This window comes from Cohnella boryungensis (assembly GCF_042651945.1).
Taxonomy (GTDB): domain Bacteria; phylum Bacillota; class Bacilli; order Paenibacillales; family Paenibacillaceae; genus Cohnella; species Cohnella boryungensis.
The window spans coordinates 91,470-115,430 of the sequence record NZ_JBHSED010000071.1; the positions used below are offsets into that span (position 1 = coordinate 91,470).

Here is a 23,961-nt window from a genome sequence, read left to right on the forward strand (position 1 = left end):
TAAGCGCTTCTCCTAGGAGCATCCATGGACTGTATCCGCAGCGGGGCTTGGACAATATCCGGTAAACAGCAGATGCATTTCGTCCAACATCCGGCTAACGGAGAAGGCGGAGTACTCCAGCCAAGGGTCCGACGGGATCGGATGAACGCAACCGCTCTGTACGGCTTTAAGCCGCAGCCACTCGGGATCGTGCTGAAGCGTAAGCCAGTAGATGCGCGAGGCCGCCTCGGGACAGACCAGAACGAGAATTCTGTCCGGACGAAGCTCGTTCAGCTCGCTCAAGGTGAGCCTGCAATTGTATAGGGGCTCTTCGGAATAGGCAAAGGAGAGCCCGAGATCCTGATGCAGCACCTCCTCAATCCCTCGATTGCGATACAGATGGATGCCCTCTGCATTCACCCGCAGAACGACAAGCAGTTCCTGACCGATCACGTCGGCCAGCCGGGCGGCGGCAGGCCCGAGCTTGCGTTCATACTCCTTGATCCACGACACTGCCCTCCCCTCCACGCGAAGGAACGAAGCCACCTGCCGGAGCTGCAGCCGCCACTCGTCTTGATAGTCCACGAACAGCGAGGGAGCGATGCCGCTCAATATCCGGCGCTCCTCCTCCGCAATCCGTCCCGTTCCGATAATCGCATCCGGGCGAATTCTCACCAACCTGTCCAGCTCCGGGACAGGGTTGGGCTCTTCATATTTCATGTGGAGCTGTATCTGAGCTTGGTACGCATGATAATAATACGGTGTCCACTTGGAATTCAGCGGCGCTGCTACCGGGACTAATCCCAAAGCGAGCAATTGCCCTATCATGGAGGGAGAACAAGCGGCGACCCTTTGCTTTGGCTGCGCCGCGAACGAAGAGGGAGAGACTCCAACCTCTTTCTTGAACTTGCGGCTAAAATAGAATTCATCGCTGTAACCGACTCGCTGCGCAATCTCCCTCAGCCGATAATCCGTTTCGGTCAAATAGCGTTTGGCCCGGTTGATTCGCAAATCGGTCAAGAAATCCATGGCGCTCTGCCCGTAGGTTTTCTTGAACAGATCCACGAAGTATTTCGGGCTGATATAAGCCGCTGCCGCCAACTGCTCTACGGTCAACGGTTCGTGAAAGTGCTGTTCCATATAGCTTCGAACCGCGGATAGTCGATGATCGGAAGCTTGGCCCCGACTGCGCTCCCCGCAGCTTCCACTCTGATTCATGATGCTTTCCCCCCATCCTGTCCTCCAATTGTATCAGTAGTGAGAATCGTTATCAATTAGAGGGAGAAAAGAATGCCTTCAGTCCCTCACGGGCATCAACACGAAAAAGACCCCCACGGGTCTTTTGCTATGTCTGCTATTTACAGCCTCTTTAAGTTCGTACAGACTGTTCATCTCCGTACAGCTCGTTCAGATGAGCAATATGAGCGACTCCCCAGTCGTTCATGGCCTGCAAGAGAGGCGTCATTCGTTGACCGTATTCCGTAATGGAATATTCGACTTTGGGAGGAATTTGATGATAGACCTCGCGATGGATAATATCGTGATATTCTAGCTCCCTCAGCTGTTGGGTGAGCATCTTCTTCGTAATGTCCGGGATCGCCTTTTGAAGCTCGCTGAACCTCATCGTCCCATTGGCAAACAGCCGCAGCAGGATGATCGGCTTCCACTTTCCGACCAGGATATCCAACGCCGTTTCAAATTTACAATATGTGCTCATCCCGTACCCTCCAGCCCATGTACCGCCTAAGGTTTATTTTTGTATACTACGTTTACTTTAAGTGCCTACTTACTGAAATCGCCCCCGCATCCTATGATAATTCTAGGTTCAGAGGAACACAAGCAGAGGAGAGAACAAGATGAATATCGCGTTATGGATTGTGCAGGGTCTGTTAGCATTCGGATTTGTTTATTCCGGATGGATGAAGGCGGTCCGGCATGAACAAGCTAAATCGTCCTGGCCTTGGGTAAGTGAGGCTCCGAGGGGGTTGGTGGCCTTCATCGGAGTCGCAGAGCTGCTCGGGGCTCTCGGGTTGATCCTGCCCCATGCCCTTCATATCGCGCCTGCACTGACGCCTATTGCTGCGTTTGGGCTTGCCTCTGTAGTTCTTATGGGAGGCGCATTCCATATCAAGAGGAAAGAGTACCCACAAATCGGCGTGAATATCGTATTCCTGGCTTTAGCCTTATTTATAGCCTTGGGCCGCCTGTGAGCTGCTTTCTTATCGAAGGCTTCTGCATCCTATTTTCCTACAGGGCCAAGCCCTCCGATTCTCTTATCAGCGGAGCACAGGCCCGCTTTTCGTTGCAAATGTTGTGAAAATATTCACATAATTTGTGATATCAGTCACATCCGATGCGCAAACGGCAATCGTATAATTTCGTTAGCGGCGATGGCGAAAGCCGTGAGCTGTAAGGAGGTAACCAACCATGACAACGAAGAGAGAAAAGCTGGTGCTTGTCGGCAACGGAATGGCAGGCATAGGAACCCTGGAGCAAATTCTGAAGCTTGGCGGAGCCTACGACATTACCGTCTTCGGCAGCGAGCCTCACCCGAACTATAACCGAATTATGCTGTCTTACGTTCTTGAGGGCAGCAAAACGCTCGAAGATATTGTGCTGAACGATTGGAGCTGGTATAAGGACAATCGCATTACCCTATACACGGGAACGACTGTGACCCGCATCGATGCAGCTTCCCGTCAGGTGATCGCCGACAACGGCATCGCCGTGCCCTATGACAAGGTCATTTTGGCGACGGGATCACGCTCCTTCATCCTGCCGATTCCGGGCAGCGACAAGAATGGCGTTATCGGCTTTCGGGATATCGCGGATTGCGAAGCCATGCTGGAGGCGGCTGGCCAATATCGCAAGGCGGCCGTCATCGGCGGCGGTCTGCTCGGACTGGAAGCGGCCAAGGGACTCGTGAATCTCGGCATGGACGTGACGGTCGTGCATCTGATGGAAGACTTGATGGAGCGGCAGCTTGACCGGAACGCTTCCGCGATGCTGCAAGCCGAACTGGAACGGCAAGGCATCAAGTTCGCGATGGGCAAGCAAACCGTAGAACTGGTCGGGGATGAACGGGTGCAGGGGCTGCGTTTCAGCGACGGCAGCGAGCTCGCCGCGGATTTCGTAGTCATGGCGGTGGGCATCAAGCCGAATGTCGCTCTTGCCCAGGCCAGCGGAATTACCGTCAACCGCGGGATCGTCGTCAACGATTATATGGAAACGTCGATGGCGGATGTCTTCTCGGTTGGCGAATGCACGGAGCATCGCGGCGTCTGTTACGGCTTGGTCGCTCCGTTGTTCGAGCAAGGCGCGGTGCTGGCCAAGCATCTATGCGGCGCAGCCACCCTGCCTTACGAGGGCTCCGTCGTCTCCACCAAGCTTAAAATCTCGGGCGTGGACGTGTTCTCTGCGGGAGAGTTTATCGAAACCCCTGAGCATGTCGTCATTGCGGCGAAGGACGAGTGGAAAAAGACGTATAAGAAAGTTTTGCTGCGCAACAACGCCATCGTAGGAGCCGTGCTGTACGGAGATATCACGGAATCGGCCAGCTTGCAGAAGCTCGTGAAGCAAGGCGCGGAGATGACCGAGGAAATCTATGCCGAAGTGATGGGGGCAGGCTGCTGCGGCGGCGGGACGAAGAAAAGCGCATCCGTAGAAGCCATGGCCGATGAAGAGATCGTCTGCGGCTGCAACGGCGTGACCAAGAAAGCGATCGTGGACGCCGTTACGGAGAACGGCTTCACCACCGTGGACGAAATCAAGGCTTGCACGGGAGCTACCCGTTCGTGCGGGGGCTGCAAGCCTGTTGTCGAGCAAATCCTGCAATACGTTCTCGGAGACGGCTTCCGAGAAAGCGCCAAGCAGGGGATTTGCGGCTGTACGCCATTAAGCCGGGATGAGATTGTGGCAGAAATCAAGGCCAAGGGTCTGCGAAGCGGCAAAGAGGTCATGAACGTGCTCGGATGGAGGCAAGAGGAAGGTTGCTCGAAATGCCGTCCGGCGCTCAATTACTATCTCGGCATGCTTTACCCGGACACTCACGAGGAGGAGAGCGAATCCCGCTTCGTGAACGAGAGAATGAACGCGAACATTCAGAAGGACGGAACCTTCACCGTCGTTCCGCGCATGTACGGAGGCGTTACGACGCCGGAGGATCTGAAAAAAATCGCCGACGTCTCGCTCAAATACAACGTGAAGGTCGTCAAAGTCACCGGCGGCCAGCGCCTCGACCTGATCGGCGTGAAGCGGGAAGACTTGCCTAAAGTGTGGGAAGAGCTCGATATGCCTTCCGGCTACGCCTACGCCAAATCGCTCCGCACGGTCAAAACCTGCGTAGGCTCGCAGTTCTGCCGATTCGGGACGCAGGATTCCATGAGCATGGGCGCGCTGCTCGAACGCAAATACGAGCGGCTCGATATGCCGGCCAAGTTCAAGATGGCGGTGAACGGCTGTCCCCGCAACTGCGCGGAAGCTTGCACGAAGGACATCGGCATCGTCGGCAATGACGGCGGGTGGGAAATCTTTATCGGAGGAAACGGCGGGATCAAAGCGCGGCTTGCCGACTCCTTCTGCAAGGTGAAAACGGATGAGGAGCTGGTGGAGATTTGCTCGGCGGTCATCCAGTACTATCGAGAAACCGGCAAGTATTTGGAAAGAACCTCGGAATGGGTGGAACGGATGGGACTTGCCCATATCCAGGACGTCATTCTGAACGATGAAGACAACCGTAAACAGCTGGCCGCCCGAATCGACTTCGCTCTTGCCCAGGTGACGGAGCCTTGGCAAGCGATGCTGAAGAACGAGAAAGCCCGGAATGCGCTGTTTGAAACGGTAAAACCCTAGAGAACAAGGAGAGAACCGCCATGAATACGACGATGCAGGAGTATAATGTGGGCTCGCTGGAGGACTTCCTGCCGAGAATCGGCCGGGTTGTCGAGCTGGGTGGCGTGCAATTGGCGTTATTCCGCACCAGCGAAGGGACGATCTATGCGCTGGAGAACCGAAGCCCCCATCCGAAAGGCGGCCCGCTGGCCGAGGGGATGGTGTCGGGCTGTTACCTGTACGATCCTCTCTATGATTGGAAGATTGATCTGCGAAGCGGCGAAGTGCAGGCACCGGACCGCGGCATTGTAAAGACCTATCCCGTCACTGAGACGGCGGGACAGATCAAGGTTTGCTTGTAAGGCAGGTTAAGCCACTCACGATCCCTCAGAGAACGGCAGGTGGGCACAATGTTCACGCAAAATGTAGAAAACCTGGTCGAGACCGCCCTGGGCAAACGCGACCGAATGAAGGAAAGCTGGTCTAAGTATGGATTAGCGGCTGTGCTGGCCGGGGCCTACGTCGGAATCGGCATCATTCTCATCTTCACGCTGGGCGCTCCGCTGGCGGCGGCCAAATCTGCGCTGCAGCCGTTAGTTATGGGCGCCTCCTTCGGAATCGCGCTGACGCTGGTCGTATTCGCAGGCTCGGAGCTGTTTACCGGGAACAACATGTACTTCACCGCCAGCACGCTTGCGGGACGAACCAGCATCCTGGATACGCTCAAGAACTGGATTCTGGTTTTTGCCGGCAACCTGATTGGCGCAGTGCTTCTGGCTTGCTTGATCCGGGGAACCGGATTGTTCAGCGCGGCACCTCCGGAGCATCTGCTGTTTGCCGCCGCTGCCAAGAAGATGAGCCTGCCGTTCTCGGAGCTGTTCTTCCGCGGCATTCTCTGTAACTGGCTCGTCTGCTTGGCGCTATGGATGGCTTCGCGCGCCAAGAGCGAGGCGGCCAAGCTTATTCTGATCTGGTGGTGTCTGTTCGCGTTCATCGCCAGCGGCTACGAGCACAGCGTCGCGAACATGACGCTGCTCAGCACCGCCGTACTGCTGCCGGGCCACCCCGAGACGATAACGCTGGCAGGCTGGTTTCACAACATGATTCCGGTAACGCTGGGCAATATCATCGGCGGCGGATTATTCGTCGGCATGGCTTACTGGTTCATCTCGCCGGTTCGAGGTAAGCGCAGCGACGCATAGAGAGAGGCATTGGCGGCTTTGGACGATACAGCTCGTGCTGCGAGAGCTCTGTCTAACGCGGTAAGTCAGGGGGAGGCTCCTCTCCCTAGACTTACCGCGTTCCTTCGTGTGTCATCCTATACCCGCTATCCCCCGCCCCGTATGTAGTTGCTCAGCGCTTCCGCCTCGCTCTTGGCCTTGTTGCCCTCCGTCAGCTTTAACAGCCCATTATGCATCGTTAAATCCTTGTTGAAGAGTTCTCCGTTTGAGCCTTGCAGGAAAGCCCCTTGCAGCCCCGCTCTGACATAATAGGTGTCCGGTTCCCCATCCTCCTGCTTCCCAGGAATAAAATATAAGTCTGGTTAAAGTCGAGAACATCGCCGGCCGGCTGCAGCATCTCATCTACTTTTCCAAGCTGGTAAAGCTTGATATGCCGGTATTCCTTCCCCTTCAAGGTAGACAGGACTTCCACGCTCGAAACGACGCCGTACTGTTTTTGTTGGAATACAGAGACAGGCTTTCCGACAACAATGGCATCTGCGCTGGCGGTGCTTACTGGAACACTATTTAAAACAAAAAATGCGCCCTCGCTTTTGGCGATGCAGCGCACGTTAGTCTCTAAACGACAACAGAGAAGAAAAGGAGGCATGCGGCTCAGCCTCCAGTCTACGTTTGCCGTTTGTTTAATTGGCCGGTTGCAGAAGCAGCTCGGCTATCGCGTCCAATTGCTTCAGGGTAGAAATCGGATCGGTCGTGAAGTAGGTACTCCAATCCAGTGGGAAGACCTTATGATTGGCGTAGGCGGGAAGCGCCTTCCAGATTGCACCATTGGTAATTTCCTTCGCCCTCTCGGAGCCTCCGTCGTTCTCCAGCACGGAGAGGAATACATAATCGGAGCCTGCATATTCGGGCAGAACTTCCAGGGAGATTTCCAATTGCCCCAAGCCCGGATCGAATACATCCTTCTGTACGGCTTCCGGCGGCTTCAAGCCGAGCAGGTCGTAAATAATGTAGCCGCCCATCGCTTTGTTGCCGTATATAAATTGATTCTTGGGACGGATATTGACGATGGAAACCGTCTCGTTCTCCCCGATGACGGATTGGACTGTTTTCTTGGTTTGCTCTACTTTACTCTCGAATTGCTGAAGCCAGGCTTTCGCTTCCGCTTGCTTGCCCAGAATGTCTCCGAACAGGGAGATTTGCTCCGGCGGAGTGTATTGCAGCCATGGAATCCAGATCGTTGGCGCGATTTTGGATAACTCGTCATACGTGGCCTCGACATGGGTTACAATGAGATCTGGATTGAGGTCGATGATCTTCTCCAGATTTAACCCCGTCCATGGATCTCCTACGTGCTCAATCCCCGCCCATTCCTGCTCGAGCAGCGGATAGGCCGCCCACTCATTGTCCGCGCCGACAGGTTTGACTCCGAGCGCAAGCATAGCTCCCGTATATTGAATGGCAACAATGCGCTGCGGGTTGACCGGAATCGTACTCACGCCCTTGCCGTGCTGGAATTCGCGGGTGCTTCCACCCTCGTTCCCCTTGCTTGCCGCTGTATTCTCTCCGCCCTGTGCGACTGACGCTTCCGGAGCCGAAGACGGGGAAGCCGTTGCAGACGGCTTAGCGTCATTGTTCGAACAAGCTGACAGTACGGCTATCAGCAACAGCGCCGTCATGATGATCGATATCCCTTTTTTGTGCGCCAAGAAAATTACCTCCTGATAGTGATTCTCATTATCATAAAGAATCATATCAGGGATACCTCTTTCCGGGCCATAGTTCACCGTAAGATATTATTTGGACTTTCATAAGATCGTCAGGCAAACCATCGCTCGATATCGGTTAGTTGCCACTGAATCGACAATGGGTCGTAACCGTGCCACCGACTCATATCGGCATGGTATAGATGCCTGCCCTCTTGCAGATATGCCTGCCAATGCTCGCTGGCCAGCATCTCCCGCATTCTGGCTCCGGCTAGAGGCGAAGGCTCTGTCACCACAATCGTATGCTCGGCTCGATAATCCGGCAAGATCGCGGCGAGATCGATGTCCACGGCTGCCCGATCCGCTACGGCCCTTCTGACTTGCGCAGGGGAAGGCCAGTTCAGTTCGGCATAAACGACCTGGCTGCCCATCCCTCTGTTCAAATAGAGGAAAGAAGTCGTTTCCCTGATGTTGACGATGAGTGCCGTTTGCTCAAGCACCCTGGACTCCTGCAGCGTCTGACGCGCCGTCATCAACCGCCGATCGAATTGCTCCAGCCACTTGCGCTCCTGCTCGGTTCTTCGAACAATTCTGGCCAGGAGGTGAAGATGCTCCCGCCAATCGCCGAGATACCAAGGAACCACCAACGTAGGAGCCAGTTGACGAAGCTCCCGCAAACGCTTGTGCGGGATATTATCAATGCCGATAATCAGGTCGGGACGAAAACCCGCTATTTCCTCGATCGTGAACTCCGAAGCCCAGTCGCGGCAGACGCATCCCGATTCATGCAAGATCTCGTCGTATTCCCCGAAGCGCCAAGGAAATGCCGTTGTCGCTGAAGGCACGATGCCCAGAGCCAGCAGATGCATGGTGAGATGCGGGTTCAAGGAAACAATGCGTTTAGCCGATTGAACATACCGAGTCGGCGACACCCCGACCTCTTGCTTAAAACGTCGGCTCACATAATACTGATCCTGATATCCAACCTCTCTGGCCAAGTCGCTGAGCCGCATGTCGTCGAACAGAAGGCGCTCTTTAATATGATGGATACGCAGAGCGGTCACATAGTCAGTAAGGCTTTTGCCGCTGATCTGCTTGAACAGCACCGAGAAATATTCCGGACTGAAGCCGGCCATCTGTGCCAGGGTATTACGGTTCAACTCTTCATGGTAATGCAGATCCACGTATCTCATCGTTCGGCGAATCGCTTCTTCGTTGCCGTATTCTTGGGCCGTGGAGTGAATGTTGGCTTGCATCAATTCGTGAAGCCACTCATGGAATACACGATCCGCATACGCAGCCTCCAATTGTCCGGGAGTATCGGAAGCCCGAACCATTTCCTTGGCAAGATAAAGCATGCGTGGAGCCATCGGCATCTCAATCTCGCCCCAGTCGGTCAATCCCTCGTCTTCCCGGGAATAGCGAATGCCGTCCGACACTTCCTCTCTATACTTAAGTCTTTCGAAAGAAACGATAATCACGGAGATGTCGTTAAAATACGGCTCGATGGCGAGAGCCATGCTCGGCAGCGCGTAGTAGCAGCGTCCTGCAGATATCGGAAACTTCCGGTCTTGAATCGTTAGCATCCCCATCCCGCTTTCGAAGACCAGCAAGGCGTGGAGCGGCTTGGGAGCCAGGTGAAGGCCCTCCCCTAAGCTGAATTGCTCCGCAGCTACAAGCTCGTTCCTGATCCGGCCAGAAGGTAGGGGTTGGGCGTTCTTGCGGTCATTCTCCATCTCAGCTACCTCTTTCGTTCCGAATAAAAAAATAAAGGCTGTCGGTTTGTTGCCGACAGCCTTCATGGCGATTAGTCCAGAATGATGCTTTCCAGTTTAACATTAACAGGATTGGCGATCGTATCCCCAACCGGGCATTTGCTCTCCAGAAATTGCACGAATTCCTCGACCTTTTCTCTTGGCGAATCGGTTTTAATGAAGAACGTATAACGAATGTCGGAATAGCCTGGACGAACCGAGGATTTGTTAAAAAATCCATCGAGATCGAGGTCTCCCTCCACCTCTACGCGAAAATCCTCCAGCTTTACGCCGAACTTGGGCGCGTAGACTCTGGCTACGATGGACTGGCAAGCGCCTAACGCCGCGAGCAGCGCCTCGACCGGATTCATGCCGGTATCCGTTCCTCCCAGACTCTTCGGTTCATCGATGATTAATTCGAAATTTCGCGCTGTCGTTTTGACTTTAACCCCATCTTGCAGATGCGCAGTTGCTTTAAAAGTTTGGACTGCAGCCATGATGTTCTCTCCCTTGAAGATCAATAGTTTTCCTGATCGCTTCCTTTTAATACCAAACTTTTCCACTGTGTATGATGTGAATTATATCGTCCCAGCAGGGCACTGTCAATCCAGCTCCGGTGAAGGATAATTGTCGAGAACCGTCGAATATCTTCGGTTATGATGACGATAAAACGCGTACTGACCCTGACGTTCTTATTTATACTCCTCTTGACCGGAATACGGCTGACCTGGATTTTGTCAGGCTGGCCTCAGGAGCGGCCACTCGCCGTTCAGGGCGTGCTTGATCTCCGCGAGTTGTCGTGGAATGCCCCGATTCTGCTTGAGGGCGAATGGATATTTTACCCCGAGCGATTCCTATTGCGGGGAGAAACGGGCCAGGCGGTAACGGAAGGCGTTACGGCGGTTCTGCCCGGCTCTTGGGATGGCCTGTTCGCCGACTCTCGGCAGATGACAGGCTACGGAAGCTACCGCCTGCTCATTAGGCTGGGCGATCCGATCAAGAGAAAGCTGGCTGTGGCTATGCCTACTACGATTGCCGCCTCGGAGCTGTATGCGGACGGGGTTAAAATCGGCGAAGCAGGAACGCCGGGGACGACTGCCCGCGATACTACAGCTTCCGAGAGCTTGTATAGCGTTACCTTCGAGACCGATAAATCCGAGGTTGAGCTTGTCATCCATATGGCTAACTTTAGCAATGCAGTGCAGGGGGGACTGCCTTACTCGATTCAATTCGGAACCGAGGATGCGGTCATGAGCGACAAGCAATTCAATATGGCGATGCAGCTGCTCGTCTGCATCGTGTTATTGATTCATGTCGTGTATGCGCTCATTCTATTCGGCATGGGGGCTCGGCAACGGGCCCTGCTCACCTTCTCCGCGCTGGTGATATGCGCTGTAATGACGGTCCTCGTGACGGATGACAAGCTGTTGGTGACCTGGATGGAATTACCGTATAACGTCAGTCTGAGACTCAATGTACTAGGCTATATCTGGGTAGCCGCTCTGCTGGTCAGCTTCGTGCATCAGCTCTATCCGAAGCTGATGAAGAGACCTTGGCATATTTACTACGGCGCGTTGACGCTTGCCCTGACGGTGGCGACAGCGCTGCTGCCTACAGCTTATATCACGCTGGTCGATCTGTTTACGCTGCCTTTCATGCTCGGCGGCTTCCTGTATGCGCCGTTTCTGATGCTTCGGGCTACGCTGAGGGTGGACCGCAATGCCATCTTCCTATGGCTCGGGTTTGTCAGTCTGGCCGTTAACCTGATCTGGGGGATCACGCGTGCCAACAGCTACGGTCTTCGCTATTTACACTTCTATCCGATCGACTTCATCGTCGTCTTTCTTGCTTTTGCCGCTTATTGGTTCAGGCTGTATTTTAACAATTTGCAGCAAACCGCACTGCTGGCAGATGAACTGAGAAAAGCCGATAAGCAGAAGAACGACTTTCTGGCCAACACCTCGCATGAGCTTCGCAACCCGTTGCACGGCATGATTAACATCGCCCGCAGCGTATTGGAGGAGCAGCACGTTCGTCCCGAAAGTCAGGAAAAGCTGGAGCTGCTCATTACGGTCGGCAAGCGCATGTCCTTGCTGTTGAATGACATCCTCGATTTGGACCGTCTAAGGAGCAAGGGACTGCCGTTGCAGCCGCGAGCGGTACGGGCCCAGGGTCCGGCTGCCGGAGTGATCGATATGATGAGCTTTATGACGGAGGGCAAACAGATCGAGCTGCGCAATGAAATTCCCGAAGATTTCCCCCCAGTTCTGGCCGATGAAAATCGACTGGTACAGATTCTATTTAACCTGCTGCACAATGCGGTCAAATTCACGGAGCGCGGTTATGTTGTCATTCGGGGATCTATAAGAGACGATCGGGCTGTGCTGGAAGTGGAGGATACCGGAATCGGGATTGATCTGGACACGCAAAAGCGGCTCTTCAAGCCCTACGAGCAGGCGGATTCCAGCATGACGGCCATGGGCAGCGGAATCGGACTGGGGCTGAGCATCAGCAAGCAATTGGCGAATTTGCACGGCGGAGCGCTGGAGGTAGAATCGGAGCCGGGCCGCGGCTCCATCTTCAGACTTACTCTTCCCTTGGCGAAGGATGCTGTCCCGGCAGCCGTTCAGCCTCCCAACAAAGCTGGCGATGTCACAGCTGCCCAAGAGCTGGCTGCCGCATACTCCACGCCGGACTTGGAGCAGCTGGCCGCGGCTCTCGAACCGGAGGCAGGGAAGCCGCGCGTCCTAGTCGTGGATGACGATCCGGTTAATCTTCGCATTCTGGAAGGCATGCTGCCGCGCCATCAATATCAAGTATCCGCAGTGTACTCCGGGCTGGAGGCGATTAAGCTCATCGACGCGAGCGAGTGGGATTTGGTGGTCGCAGACGTCATGATGCCGCGCATGTCCGGCTACGAGCTGACACGGACGATCCGAATGCGGTTCTCAATGTCCGAGCTGCCGGTGCTGCTGCTGACCGCCCGCAGTCAGCCCGAGGATATCGCGGCCGGGTTCCAGGCCGGTGCGAACGACTATGTCGCCAAGCCTGCCGACAGCCTGGAGCTGCAGTACCGGGTTAGGGCGCTGACTGAGCTCAAGCTGACCACAAGCGAACGGCTGAGAATGGAAGCCGCCTGGCTGCAAGCGCAAGTACAGCCGCACTTTCTCTTCAACACGCTTAACTCCATTGCGGCGCTAAGCGAGATGGACACCAGTCGAATGCGGCTGCTTCTGGATGTATTCGGCAAATATCTGCAGGCAAGCTTCGACTTTCGCAATTCCGACCGGTTGGTCCCGCTGGATAGAGAGCTAGCGCTTGTCAGAGCCTATCTGTTCATTGAGCAGGAGCGCTTCGGGGATCGCCTGAACATCGAATGGGAGGTTCCCGATCGACTGCTGAATGCCCAGGTTCCCCCGCTTTCGATTCAGACCTTGGTGGAGAACGGAGTCCGCCACGGCATTTTGCGTCAAGTCAAGGGAGGAACCGTGCGCATTGGCGTTAAGGATGCCGGCGACCATGTCGAGGTTCAAGTATCCGACGACGGCATCGGCATCGAAGAACGGATTTTGCATCAAGTGCTGGGAGACGTGCCCGAAGGGTTTGCCGGCATCGGCCTGCGCAACACCGATCGCCGACTCCGTCAAATCTACGGCAAGGGGCTCGACATTAGAAGCGTTCCCGGCCAGGGCACGACGATTACCTTCAGGGCCGGCCGCCCGGAACGATAGAACGGCGCCGCCCTTCCCAAGCCTGTAGCCGCGCCCTCGATTTTTATTGAAAGGAAACATTCCCATTGGTACACTGACAATAGCTTGCTTGGGGGTGTTAGGTGTGGGGATTCATTCCATTCGGTTGCGGTAATCGGAAAGTAAACAGACAGCTCGGCCGCTTTTTTTACGCAAAGGGCAGGGGCTTATTTGTGCTTCCGTATGAATCGTTAATCATGAAGGGATGATTTCTTATGCGCACTCCATGGAAAAAAGCGTTTATGCTTCTGTTCTCCGGACAGATTTTCTCGATATTAACAAGCTCAATGGTTCAGTTCGCCATCATCTGGCATTTGACGCAGACCTCGCAATCGGCTGTCGTACTCACGATGGCGGGGCTTTTCGGCTTCCTGCCCCAAGCGATCCTAGGCCCTTTTATCGGCGTTTGGCTGGACCGCTGGAACCGTAAGAAAACGATGATTATTGCCGACAGCGCCATCGCGTTCTTCAGTCTCGTCTTAGGCTTGTATTTTTACTTGGGCGATCCTGCCCTGGAGTTTGTTTATTTGATCTTAACGGTACGTTCGATCGCTTCGGCTTTCCATGCCCCTGCATTCCAGGCCGCGATCCCCCTCATCGCGCCGGAGGAGCAGCTCACGCGAGTAGCCGGCTGGCATCAAATGGTCTTCTCGTTCTCCAGTATTATCGGACCTGCGCTCGGCATTGCCGTCTACTCGGCCGCATCTCTTGGCACTGTGCTGTTTCTGGATGTGGTTGGCGCGCTAATCGCTAATCTTATGCTTCTGTTCGTTCGCATTAACCAGCCAAAGGCCGAAGCACAGCAAAGCTCCCATTTTATCCGTGAATTCAAGCTGGGGTGGCAGGCCTTCATCAAGGTAAAAGCGATCGTGGTCATTACGGTCGTATCCGCTATTTTCAACGTAGGCTTCATGCCGCTGGCGACATTGTTTCCTTATATGACGATGTCCCATTTTGGACGCGGGGGCTATAGCGCAAGCATGATTGAAGCCGTCTTCAGCATAGGCATGATCCTCGGGGGACTGCTTCTTGGGGTGGCGGCTTCAAAATGGAAGGACAGCACTTATATTAGCTGGAGCTTAATCGTCATCGGCTTGGCTTGCCTGGGCAGCGGCGTGCTCAGCGGCGAGGCCTTCATGCTGTTCGTCCTGCTGTCCTTTCTCATGGGAGCGGCTACTCCATTCTTCAACGGCCCGTACATGGCCATGATCCAGAGAGCCTACGAGCCGGCCATGCTGGGTCGCGTCATATCGCTAGTGACCAGCGTAATGCTGCTTGCTTCACCCATCGGACTGTTAATGGCCGGTCCCCTCGTTGACCGATATGGAATTCAGGCCTGGTTTTTCTGGTCGGGGCTGGTCACTCTGTTGGCCGGGGCTTACTTGTTGGCCAGGCTGAAAAGGTTGCAGGTAGAAGCCGTTAACGAGTAGCGCCGGGCCGACAGCCCGAAAATAGCGGAGTGAAGGCTGCCGGCCTGTCGTGGTCGGCAGCCTTCTTCCGTTTCGACGCTGTACAAGCGGAACATCATGAAACCTGAGGATTCCATGAACGTACTACTTTTCTATAAGGTGCAATTATAACCTATACTCCAAAGGGGAGTAGCTGCCACAGTAAAGTCGTCAATACGAGAGCTGCGGCTCTCCGGCTTTACTGGCATTGCCGAACCGGCACTGTTAGCGAGACCTTTGCCCACTCTCGGCGAAGGTTTCTTCACGTTCAGGGGGGAGAGAATAGGGAGCAAGTTCACCATTCTAGTCAAGGGGGATGTCTAATGGAATTCGAGTTGCTCATGGAATACGGCTGGGTGCTGCTTGTATTGATTGCTCTTGAGGGGTTGCTGGCTGCAGACAATGCGCTGGTACTGGCTATCATGGTTAAGCACTTGCCGGCGGAACAACGGAAGAAGGCTTTGTTCTATGGCTTGGCGGGCGCGTTCGTATTCCGCTTTGCCTCGCTGTTCGCCATCTCGTTCCTGGTCGACGTGTGGCAGGTACAAGCTATCGGAGCGCTTTACCTTCTGTTCATCGCGCTCAATCACATCTTCCGCAAAGTCATCGTGAAGAAAGGAGAGCACGAGGCCAACCAGAAGAAGGAGAGCTCCAAGAAGCAAAGCGGGTTTTGGACCACCGTATTCAAGGTGGAGATTGCGGATATTGCTTTCGCGATCGACTCGATCTTGGCGGCTGTCGCGCTGGCCGTCGCGCTACCGACGACTACCCTGCCGAAGATCGGCGGAATGGACGGCGGACATTTTATCGTGATTTTCTTGGGGGGCTTTATCGGGCTTCTGATCATGCGGTTCGCCGCGAATATGTTCGTGAAGCTGCTGGAGAGCAGACCCACGCTGGAAATCGCCGCTTTCGTCATCGTCGGCTGGGTGGGCGTCAAGCTCGCCGTCCATACGCTTGCGCATCCGTCGCTGGATGTCATCCCCCACGACTTCGCGGAGTCGACGGGCTGGAAGCTTACCTTCTACGCGGTGCTGCTGCTGATTGCCCTGTTCGGCTGGATGCTGTCCGGGCGTAAGAGCAAGGAAAAGGAGCCTGCGAACGCCGCATAACCTCAGCCTCAGCGTAAGCCCGCTCCATAAGCCAATCGCCGCTTCTCCCGGGGTTCCGGGGAAGCGGCGATTATGATTTAACCTCGCGTTGACCAGACGGCCCTTCCGTCAGGTCTGTAGATTACAACGTTGCCATCGTCCTGAACGACGAGGCGACTGCCGGGATGCTGACTTGTATTCGAAGCCCACCGAGCTTGATTTCCGGGGTCATAGATAACCAGATTGCCATCGGTTTGCAGGATGCATACCCCTACAGGGCCGCCTGTTCCAGATGCCCAGATCGCGCTTCTCTGAATGTTGATCTTGGGCGGATAGGTGACGTTGCAGGCGGCTAGAGAGCTATTCTTCTCGCTGATCGTAGCGCTGACCCGGCGAATCTGGGCGACGAGCGGGGCCTTCTCTCGGGGGCCCGCCGTAGATAACTCTTCTTGAAGCGCCGTCAGTTCGGCTTCCAGTTGAGTGATTTCCACGGCAATCGGACTGCACTCCGGGGCAAGCGCTCCTGTTGTTTTGGTGATCTTGTAGAGAACCAGATTGCCGTCCCCTTGAAATACCAGAGAATATGCCCCGTTCGGCGAATGAATGGCGCGCTCAACGGCCAGAACCTCGCCCGGCAGCACATCGTTTCCTTCCGCTGCCGGACCGGTTGGCAGCCATAACCCGCGAGTCGGCTGCCAAGGATGACGCTCCCAGTCGCTCCACCAGCTTTCAGCCTCCGATGGAACGAAGCCTCCCTTCTGCTGCCGTTCGCGCACTAAATCCCGCAGCATATTTTTGAGAGCTCTCACCTCTAGCATCGCTTGCAGACTCGGCTGCATCGTCGGAGCCGGATTCACCGGTCGTCCATTGCTGTCATACTGCAATTGATAGCCGTTAGCGGCGTATTCCATCGCCCAGATCGCATGCCGGGTTTCGTAGATCAGGACGGTATTGCGGTCCCGGGAATACTGCTCGGTCAATTGCCGATAGCCTGCCGGATCGATGTGCTTGGCCTGAACCGTATCGTCCGCTCTCATGTAGCCCTGCGCCATGCGAATATCAATGAGTCCGGGATCGATAGTCATAATATCGTGAATATCGTTGTCCGGCTGAATAATGGTCACGTTCGCAGCGGGGCCCCAGCCATTCTCTGGGGCCGCTTCGTTCAGAGCGATCTCGTGAGTCATAATATCGCTCGTGGCGCGATTGACCACATCTCCGACATTGGCGACGCCCGCGTCAAAGGAGGGCAGCAGATGGCCTCCGGCAACGCTTCGCGCCGCGTCCAGACTGCTATCGGATGCCAGGACGGCATATACCTCGGTTGCTCCCGCCTGGATAGCCGCCTGGATGGGTACGATCTCCCGGACGCCGCCATCCACATAATTCTCGTTCCCCAGCTTGACTGGAGGAAAAGCCAAAGGGATCGAGGCTGAGGCAATCGTACCCTGGATCAGACCGACCTGCAGCAGATTCGCTTGCGGCGGATGAGCCAGATTGCAGCTTGCCAGCTGGCTGCTCTTCTGCGTGATCTGGGCATTGAGCTCGCGAATTTGAGCCACAAGCCGCGCCTTCTCGCTGCCAGCCGCCGAATGCAGCTCCAATTGAAGGCTGCTGCGGTTCGACTCTAGTTGCTTGATCGAGGCAGCGATTAAACTGCATTCCGGAGCAAGCGAGACGCCCGACTTAAGCAGCGTAACGCCGTCCCGCTCCAGCATTTGTCCCGTCTCTGTCACATAACGCAGCTCGCCGCTCTCCAACGCGACTGCGCCAAGCCGCAGCTTCATGCCGCTTTGTCTGACTTTGTTCAAATCCAGCTTGACCGGGTCATTCAGCTTGGCGATAATCGGGCCCAGATTATAGAGCGAGCGCGCTTGGGCGTTCACAATCTTGCCTAGCTCGCGTTTGAGCTCATTGATATCTCCGACCGTCTGTATGAGATCGTAAGCCACCCACGCCCAGCCGACGGGGCCCAAGCCCAGCTTGGCAATCTCTACGCCCACGGTGCCCAGCTGTCTTCCGGCAGACTGGCTCAGGAAGGACAGTACCTTTGAGTTTTTGACGTTAAGCAGCCAATCCTCTTCTTTCCACATATCCGAGTTGCTCTTCAAATCGCGCCAGATTCCGATTAATCCGCGCAATCCCCTCGTCGCATCATGGCCATCCCCTTCGCCTTCTGCGAGCTTGATCGCATTAATGGCCCCGACCGAAGTGCCCGATACGATCGCAGGCCGGATATTTCTCTCGTAGAGGTAGCGCACCGCACCGACTTGAAAGTCTCCGCGCGCTCCGCCACCGCTTAATACCAATCCGACAGCCATTCACTTGCCTCCCTGTTCCTTTGGTTTTACAAGCCCGTATTGACCTTATTCACGGACTGCGCAATTCATGACTAGGCGGCATCCTATCCCTATTCAGCACAAAAAAATACAGAGCAACGGCCATTCATTCGCCGCACTCTGTATTTCGAAGCATCGGGGGGTTGCGATGACTTGCTTTCTCCCGGAGCTCATGCCATCATCACTATTGAACGGGTAAGGAGGACAAGCATGATCCAGTTTGATTCGGATACCTGTCAGGCCGTATATGCAGGGGGAAGCATCCAGCTTCTGCCCAAGGAGTTTGCCTTGCTTCGTTTTCTCTATGAGCACGCAGGACGCGCCTTCTCGCGGGAGGAACTGCTGGATGCCGTCTGGCCGCTTGAGGCGCCCGTCGATCGGACCGTGGACGATCATATCTACCGTATACGCAAAAAAATATCCGTCTGGCCGCATCTGCTCCATGTCGGCACGGTTCGCGGCCAAGGCTACAAGCTTATCCGTCATGCTCCGCTGCAACAGGAAAGTCCGCTCTTGCAGGACTCGCAATTCGCGGACGATGTTCACCGAATGCTTGGCAAGTATCACCAGCTGGGAATGGGCGCAGCGATGCAGTTGCTCTCTACGCACCGAAGCCTCCTAAGCCTGCCGGGCGATCCTTACTATGACGACTATCTGCATTTTATCCAAGGAGATTTTGAATGGTTGCTGAGCACCGACAGCATCAGCGACTGGCAGAAGGTCCTGTATGCGGCATTTTTCCACGCGACCCTTCAGTTTAAACCCGAAGCCTCTCTCTGCTATTTTGAGCGGCTGCTCGACAAGGATCTTCCGCTTTCGCGAGAATGGCGGAGCGATCTCCGGTTGAACGCGGTTCATCTATATTTGGAAGCCGGGAGCCCGAAAAAGGCTCAGGAAGCGTTGGATTCGCTCAGAAAGGATATCGCGGATTTGCATTCTCCCAGCTTCACTGCGCTCTTTCTGCTGAAGGAGATGTACGTGCGGCTGCAGGAAGACGATCTGGCTGCGGCCGCAGTCAAGCTTGAGGAATGCGGCGCGCTGCTTGCCCGGCATCCGATCCGGAGAGAACGCGGGGCCTTCCTTGCGGCGAAGGCTATTTACCTCTATCGGCTGGGGAAAATCCCTCTCGCGGGTCAGACGCTCGACGAAGCGCTCGAGACGATTCGAGAGACCCACTTTATCCCTCATCTGCTCATCCACTTGAGGATGGCCCTGCGGCATCTTAGAAGCTACTCGCTCGACGAGGCTCGACAAGTGAAGTATGCGCGGCAATGGGATGCCCTGTCGATGCACTACCGCTTTGGCGAGCTTCTCGCTGCTGCAGAGCACTTGCTTCGCAAGCATCTCTGATCCTTCTCTGACATTCCCTTGCTACGATGAGTGTAACGACTCAGGCAGGGGGACCTCTACATGCTTAGGAAAAACCGCTCTTTCACCAAAATGTTCATCGCCTATGGCCTCTCGGCATTCGGAGACTATCTCGATTTCATGGCGGTCGCCATTCTATTGGGCTTTGTCTGGAAAGCGGACGCTATGACTATCGCTCTCCTGCCGATTTCCTTCGCAGCGCCCGGCATACTGTTCAGCCAGCTCGCAGGCATAGTCGCCGACCGTTGGAACAAGCGCAATCTGATGGTCGCCGCTGATTTGCTCCGCGCCGGCCTCACCGTCATGATGATCTTCGCGCCTAACGCAGAAGGCTTGCTCGGATTGATTGCGCTGCGTTCTACCGCCCGCGTCTTCCACTACCCGGCTCAGCAGGCGATGACGCGAAGCGTTGTCGCGCCAGATCAGCTGTTGCAAGCCGCCTCGTTGAATGGAGCGGTCTTTCAGCTTTCCAAAGTGCTAGGTCCCCTGCTGGGGGCTTCAGTGGCTATTGCGATCTCACCCTCGGGCTGCATGACGATCAATGCGGCCTGCTTCGTACTGTCCGCGATTTTGCTTCTTCGGATACCCGCTAAGGAAGGATACCCTGCTGCAGCCGAAGAAGCAGCGGAATCGCTCAGTGTGCGCTCGGCTTGGAGAGAGGGCTGGCGAATTCTCTTCGGGAGCCGCGTTCTGCTGGTCAGCTTTGTTTTCTGCTTGATCGGTCTGGCGGGAACCCAATTGATCGATGCCCAGATCACCGTCCTGCTGCGCGAGATAGCCCCGCATCGACCCGAGCTGCTCGGCTGGATCGTGACTGCGGTCGGCGCGGGCGGACTGGCGAGCGTCTCCTGGCTGCATCGGTTCAAGCAGCTATCGGCCTTCGGGTGGCTGCTAGGGGGAGGAGTGGCTCTCATCGGCTTTATGTTTATGGCAGCTGGCCTATTTCATAAGGATACCGCTCTCTGGATAATCCTCCCCGTCTCCTTCATCGGCGGGATCGGCACCGGATTTATCTCGACGGGCTTGAATTATATGATGCAGAAGGAGACCCCTCCTGAGGCCATCGGCCGGGTCAGCGGGATTTATGATTCCATGAGCAGCGTCGTCTTTATCGTTTCCCCGCTGACTGGAGGCGTTCTGATCGGACTCTGGGGCGCGCCCTTTACCTTCTTATCCGTGGGCATCGGCGTAGGCAGCGTGGGCTTGATCGGTGTCGTCTTGCAGCGCTGGCTATGGAGAACGGCCAAGTCTTCCGAGAAGAAGCCTTCCTTAATGGCTTGATCTGCTTTTGCTTAGGCGATCGGAATGTAAATCTCCAGCTCCGACCGCTCCGCCTCCGGCCCGAGGAAGCGTTCGTCGTACCGTTCGAAGTCGATGCCTTTAACAAGCTCCAGCCCCTGGGAGGACAGCCACCGGCTGTAGATCAGCTCGTAGGTGTCGCCCAGCTTGTCGGCAAGTCCCTTGTGCGTGAACACTGCGTAACGCTGTGCCGGGACGACTACCCTGGTCATGCCTTCGGGAACGCTATCCCCGCTTGTCTCGTAGCTCGCAATATAGACAAAATTTTCGTTCTCTCCGGGAAGGCAGATGCCGTAGGTAACGGCGGGCTGCAGCTTTCCTTCAATTTCATGCCGACGAGAGAGAAACCGCTGCCACATGCCGGGAATATCTCCTTCGCTCCTTTTGCTGTCCCATGCCATTCCGACAATGGTAAATGCGTTCAGCTCCACTACTTTGGCTTCCATGGGAATGCCTCCATTAAACGTCATATACTCGACCATACGCTGAATGTCGGCAAGCTGCTTCTCCCGGGCTGCGATCTCTTCTTGAAGGCCGTTCGCCCGCTCCTCCAGCAGAAGCTTGATCCTGTCGGCATCGTCCATCGTGCCGTCCCGCTTCAGCTCCCGAATAGCTTCAATGCCAAGCCCCATCGAACGCAGGAACAGGATCCGCCGCAGCTCCGGCAGTTGATCGGGAGCATACAGGCGATACAGATTATCCTTCCCGACTCGGGCGGGCGAGAACAAGCCAATAGCATCGTAATGACGAAGCGTCTTGGCGGTCACGCCAAATAGACGTGCGACAAGTCCAACCGTAAGCAAGTTGAAGCCTCCCTCCAGCGTGATCTGTATGTTCATCGTACAGCGTTTACCCTGGGGCAAGGTCAATCCCTAATCTTCCCGAATGTCGGCCCCTTGCCTATCGAAGCCCAGAATTATTGTCATGCCCGAAGCCTCCGGCTCGTAAAATAAATCATAAAGCTCGTACGACAACAGCCTTCCGAGGAGGGATGGGCATGAAGATTACGTCCGGAGGATTCGAGGTCGTCTATCACGGCAGAGTGTTCGCTTACGGGATGAGTCCGATCGAGATCGTCCTGTCCGAAGAAAACGACCCTTTGACCTTCATCTTCTGCATCGAACAGGAGCCGGAAAGAGACGATTTCATAACGGACATCCGGCTGGTTCGATACAATGAGGTGAGAATCGCCTGCATCAACTTTCCGCGAGGCAAGCCGACCGGCAACCCGGACATGATCCATCTTGGGGTTCTGAACAACCGCAAGCTCTCGTTGAGCTATGAGGTTACGATTAATTTCGATGCGCTGTCCTGGATGCTGACGTTTACGTTCTACGCGGGCGAGGGGGTCTCCTGACATGAACAAAATCGAAATCCAAGACCCCAAGGTTGCCAGCAAGATCATTGCCGCCAACGCCGAAAGCGAAAAACGCAAAGCGGAGCTTGGCTTCCTTGGCCTGTTTTTCGGATCGGGAGACAACGTTCGCTTGTACATCGTAGGCACGATTGCGCTCGGCATGCTTCTCGTCGCGCTGGTATACACGCTGACGCCCGAGAGCTATCGCTCCGCGGATTTCGGACTCAAGGAGCTGTGGACGCTGGTCGTGCTCCCGGTCGAATCTACGATTATCGGTTACCTGATCGGCTCGCGGTCGAAGGACAATGGCGGTTGATGCTGCCTTGGACTTCTATTTCAAAGGAAAATCCCCCTCATTGACGTACATCGGAGGGGGAGCATCGCGATATGCACCAAGCGGCCGACTTTCCGATCCGGCAGCCGGAATGAAGCTATACCGGATCGCCTGCCCGACCAGATCAGGCTTGTTTAGCTCAATCTTCTGCTGCTTGATCTGGCCCAGCATCTCGTAGACGAACTGGTGGAACAGGATTTTTACTTGCAGCCTCTGGCGCGCCTCTTGATGCCTCCATTGCATATTACATCTGCTTTGCCTTGTCCATTAACTCGATCGGAGATCGGGGAGCGAAGGCGTACTTCAGCTGACACGGATTGTCCCGCTCCATAAGCAGTCGCAGCTCCTTTCCCGCATTAGACGGCAAAGCGGCTTTATACAAGAGAACATAATAGGCAAACTCAGACTCGGCGACAATCTTCGCATGAGTTCCTTTGCCGCCATGGAGGACATGAAATCGACTGACTATATTCACTTGCTCGTCCAGCCAGATCTGCGCTTGACCATGCGTCGGCTATAGCGAATGTCCATGACCTGAACGACCGTCATGTTCCATAGCGCATGTAATCGTTCACGTTCATCTCTCCGGTTCATTCCCTTCCGCCGTTGTCGTCCTGCATCATCGCCTAATAACCGCTCGACTCTCTCTCCCCGGCCTCTTGCATCAGCATATGAATCCGACGGGTCGTATTCACGTTTCGTACCGTCATATATTTGTAGACCGTGGAGCCCACAAGCTTGTTCATCCCGCTTTTGTTGACCTCGTCCCTGCCTACGGAATATAGAACAGCCCCGGGAACGTACAGCAAGGTTCCGATTCCAGGCTTGAGCGGAAGCTTGTCCAATACAGAGGCGTCATTGACCTCATCCCAGAGGAACATGACATCACTCTTGGCTTGATCGCCATTGGTCCAAGATTCCGGCAAAGCCTCGATGACCGTCCGAATCTCATCCCAGTCTCGCACCACAACCCGGATTTGCAGACCGAAGTCCTCAGCTATCGCTTGTTCAAGCACATGAGCTAGCTCGGTGTTGGACAACCCCTGCCGATTGGCAAAAACAATATTGCCCGAATTAATGTAAGTCACCACATCCAGCATGCCCGCCTTTTCGAACGTTACCTTCAGACGCTTCATATTGATTAGGTTATTCCCGCCTACGTTAATGCCCCGAAGCAGTGCAACATAGACCATTCTTAATCCTCCGTTTCCCGTATGAAGAAGGCTGCGAATTGATCGGCAATCCTGACGGAATCTGCGGCATTCCCGTTCGCCGGCAGCCTCATTGTCGGTATTTCCGCTGCAAGATTAAGTATAGAGGGGATGCCCGCCTTTATTCAACCGGCAGTCTGATTTGCGCTGCCGCAAGTTCTACCGTTACCGCGCCTGCAGCGTACATCCCCCTCTGTCCCGATCACCTCGTAGGGCGCCTGTCTTCCAAATAAGAAGAGTGTAATCTGCTGTTACCCTGCCATTCTGAACATTTTCGTACAACTGGATAGCTCCCGAAATGAAATCGGGGCCTTC

Annotated in this window: 23 protein-coding genes; 11 read left to right on the forward strand and 12 right to left on the reverse strand. The window is 55.1% G+C overall.

All coding sequences use genetic code 11. The features are described from left to right. Positions 1-12: 12 nt before the first annotated feature. The gene (locus ACFO1S_RS27155) at positions 13-1,197 is read right to left on the reverse strand and encodes a helix-turn-helix domain-containing protein (RefSeq protein WP_204604566.1); all 1,185 of its coding nucleotides are present in this window, start codon (positions 1,195-1,197) and stop codon (positions 13-15) included. A gap of 151 nt (positions 1,198-1,348) precedes the next feature. Then, entirely contained in the window at positions 1,349-1,696 is a 348-nt protein-coding gene (locus ACFO1S_RS27160; RefSeq protein WP_204604567.1) for a winged helix-turn-helix transcriptional regulator, read from the reverse strand. Positions 1,697-1,835: 139 nt separating this feature from the next. Here ACFO1S_RS27160 and ACFO1S_RS27165 point away from each other — a divergent pair, with 139 nt between their 5' ends. The 4 genes from ACFO1S_RS27165 to ACFO1S_RS27180 all read left to right on the forward strand — a co-directional run bounded on the left by ACFO1S_RS27165 (position 1,836) and on the right by ACFO1S_RS27180 (position 6,011). Further along, entirely contained in the window at positions 1,836-2,189 is a 354-nt protein-coding gene (locus ACFO1S_RS27165; protein WP_204604568.1) for a DoxX family protein, read from the forward strand. Between the two features lie 217 nt (positions 2,190-2,406). Continuing rightward, on the forward strand, positions 2,407-4,830 hold the full coding sequence (nirB, locus tag ACFO1S_RS27170) for a nitrite reductase large subunit NirB (RefSeq protein WP_204604569.1): 2,424 nt from the start codon (positions 2,407-2,409) through the stop codon (positions 4,828-4,830). Between the two features lie 20 nt (positions 4,831-4,850). Continuing rightward, entirely contained in the window at positions 4,851-5,171 is a 321-nt protein-coding gene (nirD, locus tag ACFO1S_RS27175) for a nitrite reductase small subunit NirD (protein WP_204604570.1), read from the forward strand. A gap of 48 nt (positions 5,172-5,219) precedes the next feature. Then, positions 5,220-6,011 (forward strand): formate/nitrite transporter family protein, encoded by a 792-nt coding sequence (locus tag ACFO1S_RS27180; RefSeq protein WP_204604571.1) that lies wholly within the window; start codon positions 5,220-5,222, stop codon positions 6,009-6,011. Between the two features lie 217 nt (positions 6,012-6,228). Here ACFO1S_RS27180 and ACFO1S_RS27185 read toward each other — a convergent pair whose 3' ends face one another. The 4 genes from ACFO1S_RS27185 to ACFO1S_RS27200 form a co-directional block, all read right to left on the reverse strand. Then, complete coding sequence (locus tag ACFO1S_RS27185) at positions 6,229-6,639, reverse strand: hypothetical protein (RefSeq protein WP_204604572.1); 411 nt, start codon at positions 6,637-6,639, stop codon at positions 6,229-6,231. 34 nt (positions 6,640-6,673) lie between these two features. Next, positions 6,674-7,699, reverse strand: coding sequence for an ABC transporter substrate-binding protein (locus ACFO1S_RS27190; RefSeq protein ID WP_204604573.1), 1,026 nt, complete (start codon positions 7,697-7,699; stop codon positions 6,674-6,676). 110 nt (positions 7,700-7,809) lie between these two features. Then, positions 7,810-9,432: an AraC family transcriptional regulator gene (locus ACFO1S_RS27195; RefSeq protein ID WP_378127923.1), complete on the reverse strand. Its 1,623-nt coding sequence runs from the start codon at positions 9,430-9,432 to the stop codon at positions 7,810-7,812. Positions 9,433-9,503: 71 nt separating this feature from the next. Next, positions 9,504-9,947 (reverse strand): OsmC family protein, encoded by a 444-nt coding sequence (locus ACFO1S_RS27200; protein WP_204604575.1) that lies wholly within the window; start codon positions 9,945-9,947, stop codon positions 9,504-9,506. Positions 9,948-10,106: 159 nt separating this feature from the next. Between ACFO1S_RS27200 and ACFO1S_RS27205 the strand changes: the two genes are divergently transcribed. The 3 genes from ACFO1S_RS27205 to ACFO1S_RS27215 all read left to right on the forward strand — a co-directional run bounded on the left by ACFO1S_RS27205 (position 10,107) and on the right by ACFO1S_RS27215 (position 15,759). Further along, positions 10,107-13,181: a hybrid sensor histidine kinase/response regulator gene (locus ACFO1S_RS27205; RefSeq protein ID WP_204604576.1), complete on the forward strand. Its 3,075-nt coding sequence runs from the start codon at positions 10,107-10,109 to the stop codon at positions 13,179-13,181. Between the two features lie 233 nt (positions 13,182-13,414). Further along, entirely contained in the window at positions 13,415-14,629 is a 1,215-nt protein-coding gene (locus ACFO1S_RS27210; protein ID WP_204604577.1) for an MFS transporter, read from the forward strand. A gap of 341 nt (positions 14,630-14,970) precedes the next feature. Continuing rightward, complete coding sequence (locus ACFO1S_RS27215) at positions 14,971-15,759, forward strand: TerC family protein (protein WP_204604578.1); 789 nt, start codon at positions 14,971-14,973, stop codon at positions 15,757-15,759. A 77-nt stretch (positions 15,760-15,836) separates the two neighbouring features. Here the strand turns inward: ACFO1S_RS27215 and ACFO1S_RS27220 are convergent, their stop codons facing one another. Further along, a complete protein-coding gene (locus ACFO1S_RS27220; protein ID WP_204604579.1) occupies positions 15,837-18,059 on the reverse strand; it encodes a patatin-like phospholipase family protein in 2,223 nt (740 codons plus the stop codon). Positions 18,060-18,287: 228 nt separating this feature from the next. Here ACFO1S_RS27220 and ACFO1S_RS27225 point away from each other — a divergent pair, with 228 nt between their 5' ends. Both ACFO1S_RS27225 and ACFO1S_RS27230 read left to right on the forward strand, forming a co-directional pair. Continuing rightward, positions 18,288-19,427, forward strand: coding sequence for a winged helix-turn-helix domain-containing protein (locus ACFO1S_RS27225; protein WP_204604580.1), 1,140 nt, complete (start codon positions 18,288-18,290; stop codon positions 19,425-19,427). Positions 19,428-19,487: 60 nt separating this feature from the next. Beyond that, positions 19,488-20,726, forward strand: a complete 1,239-nt coding sequence (locus tag ACFO1S_RS27230) for an MFS transporter (protein WP_204604581.1) — start codon at positions 19,488-19,490, stop codon at positions 20,724-20,726. A gap of 11 nt (positions 20,727-20,737) precedes the next feature. On the opposite strand, the gene ACFO1S_RS27235 is transcribed toward ACFO1S_RS27230, so the two are convergent. Continuing rightward, positions 20,738-21,583: a MerR family transcriptional regulator gene (locus ACFO1S_RS27235; RefSeq protein ID WP_204604582.1), complete on the reverse strand. Its 846-nt coding sequence runs from the start codon at positions 21,581-21,583 to the stop codon at positions 20,738-20,740. A 158-nt stretch (positions 21,584-21,741) separates the two neighbouring features. On the opposite strand from ACFO1S_RS27235, the gene ACFO1S_RS27240 reads away from it, so the two are divergent. After that, positions 21,742-22,101, forward strand: coding sequence for a DUF6864 domain-containing function (locus ACFO1S_RS27240; RefSeq protein WP_204604583.1), 360 nt, complete (start codon positions 21,742-21,744; stop codon positions 22,099-22,101). A 1-nt stretch (position 22,102) separates the two neighbouring features. Beyond that, a complete protein-coding gene (locus ACFO1S_RS27245) occupies positions 22,103-22,417 on the forward strand; it encodes a hypothetical protein (protein ID WP_204604584.1) in 315 nt (104 codons plus the stop codon). A gap of 15 nt (positions 22,418-22,432) precedes the next feature. Here the strand turns inward: ACFO1S_RS27245 and ACFO1S_RS27250 are convergent, their stop codons facing one another. From ACFO1S_RS27250 to ACFO1S_RS27265, 4 genes are read right to left on the reverse strand one after another with little or no spacing between them, the layout of a single operon-like run. Beyond that, entirely contained in the window at positions 22,433-22,678 is a 246-nt protein-coding gene (locus ACFO1S_RS27250; RefSeq protein ID WP_204604585.1) for a hypothetical protein, read from the reverse strand. A 1-nt stretch (position 22,679) separates the two neighbouring features. Continuing rightward, entirely contained in the window at positions 22,680-22,910 is a 231-nt protein-coding gene (locus ACFO1S_RS27255; RefSeq protein ID WP_204604586.1) for a hypothetical protein, read from the reverse strand. Then, the gene (locus ACFO1S_RS27260; RefSeq protein ID WP_378127927.1) at positions 22,907-23,029 is read right to left on the reverse strand and encodes a hypothetical protein; all 123 of its coding nucleotides are present in this window, start codon (positions 23,027-23,029) and stop codon (positions 22,907-22,909) included. Before ACFO1S_RS27260 ends, ACFO1S_RS27255 begins: the two co-directional genes overlap by 4 nt. 32 nt (positions 23,030-23,061) lie before the next feature. Then, a complete protein-coding gene (locus ACFO1S_RS27265) occupies positions 23,062-23,628 on the reverse strand; it encodes a DUF1697 domain-containing protein (RefSeq protein ID WP_204604587.1) in 567 nt (188 codons plus the stop codon). Between the last annotated feature and the right edge of the window lie 333 nt (positions 23,629-23,961).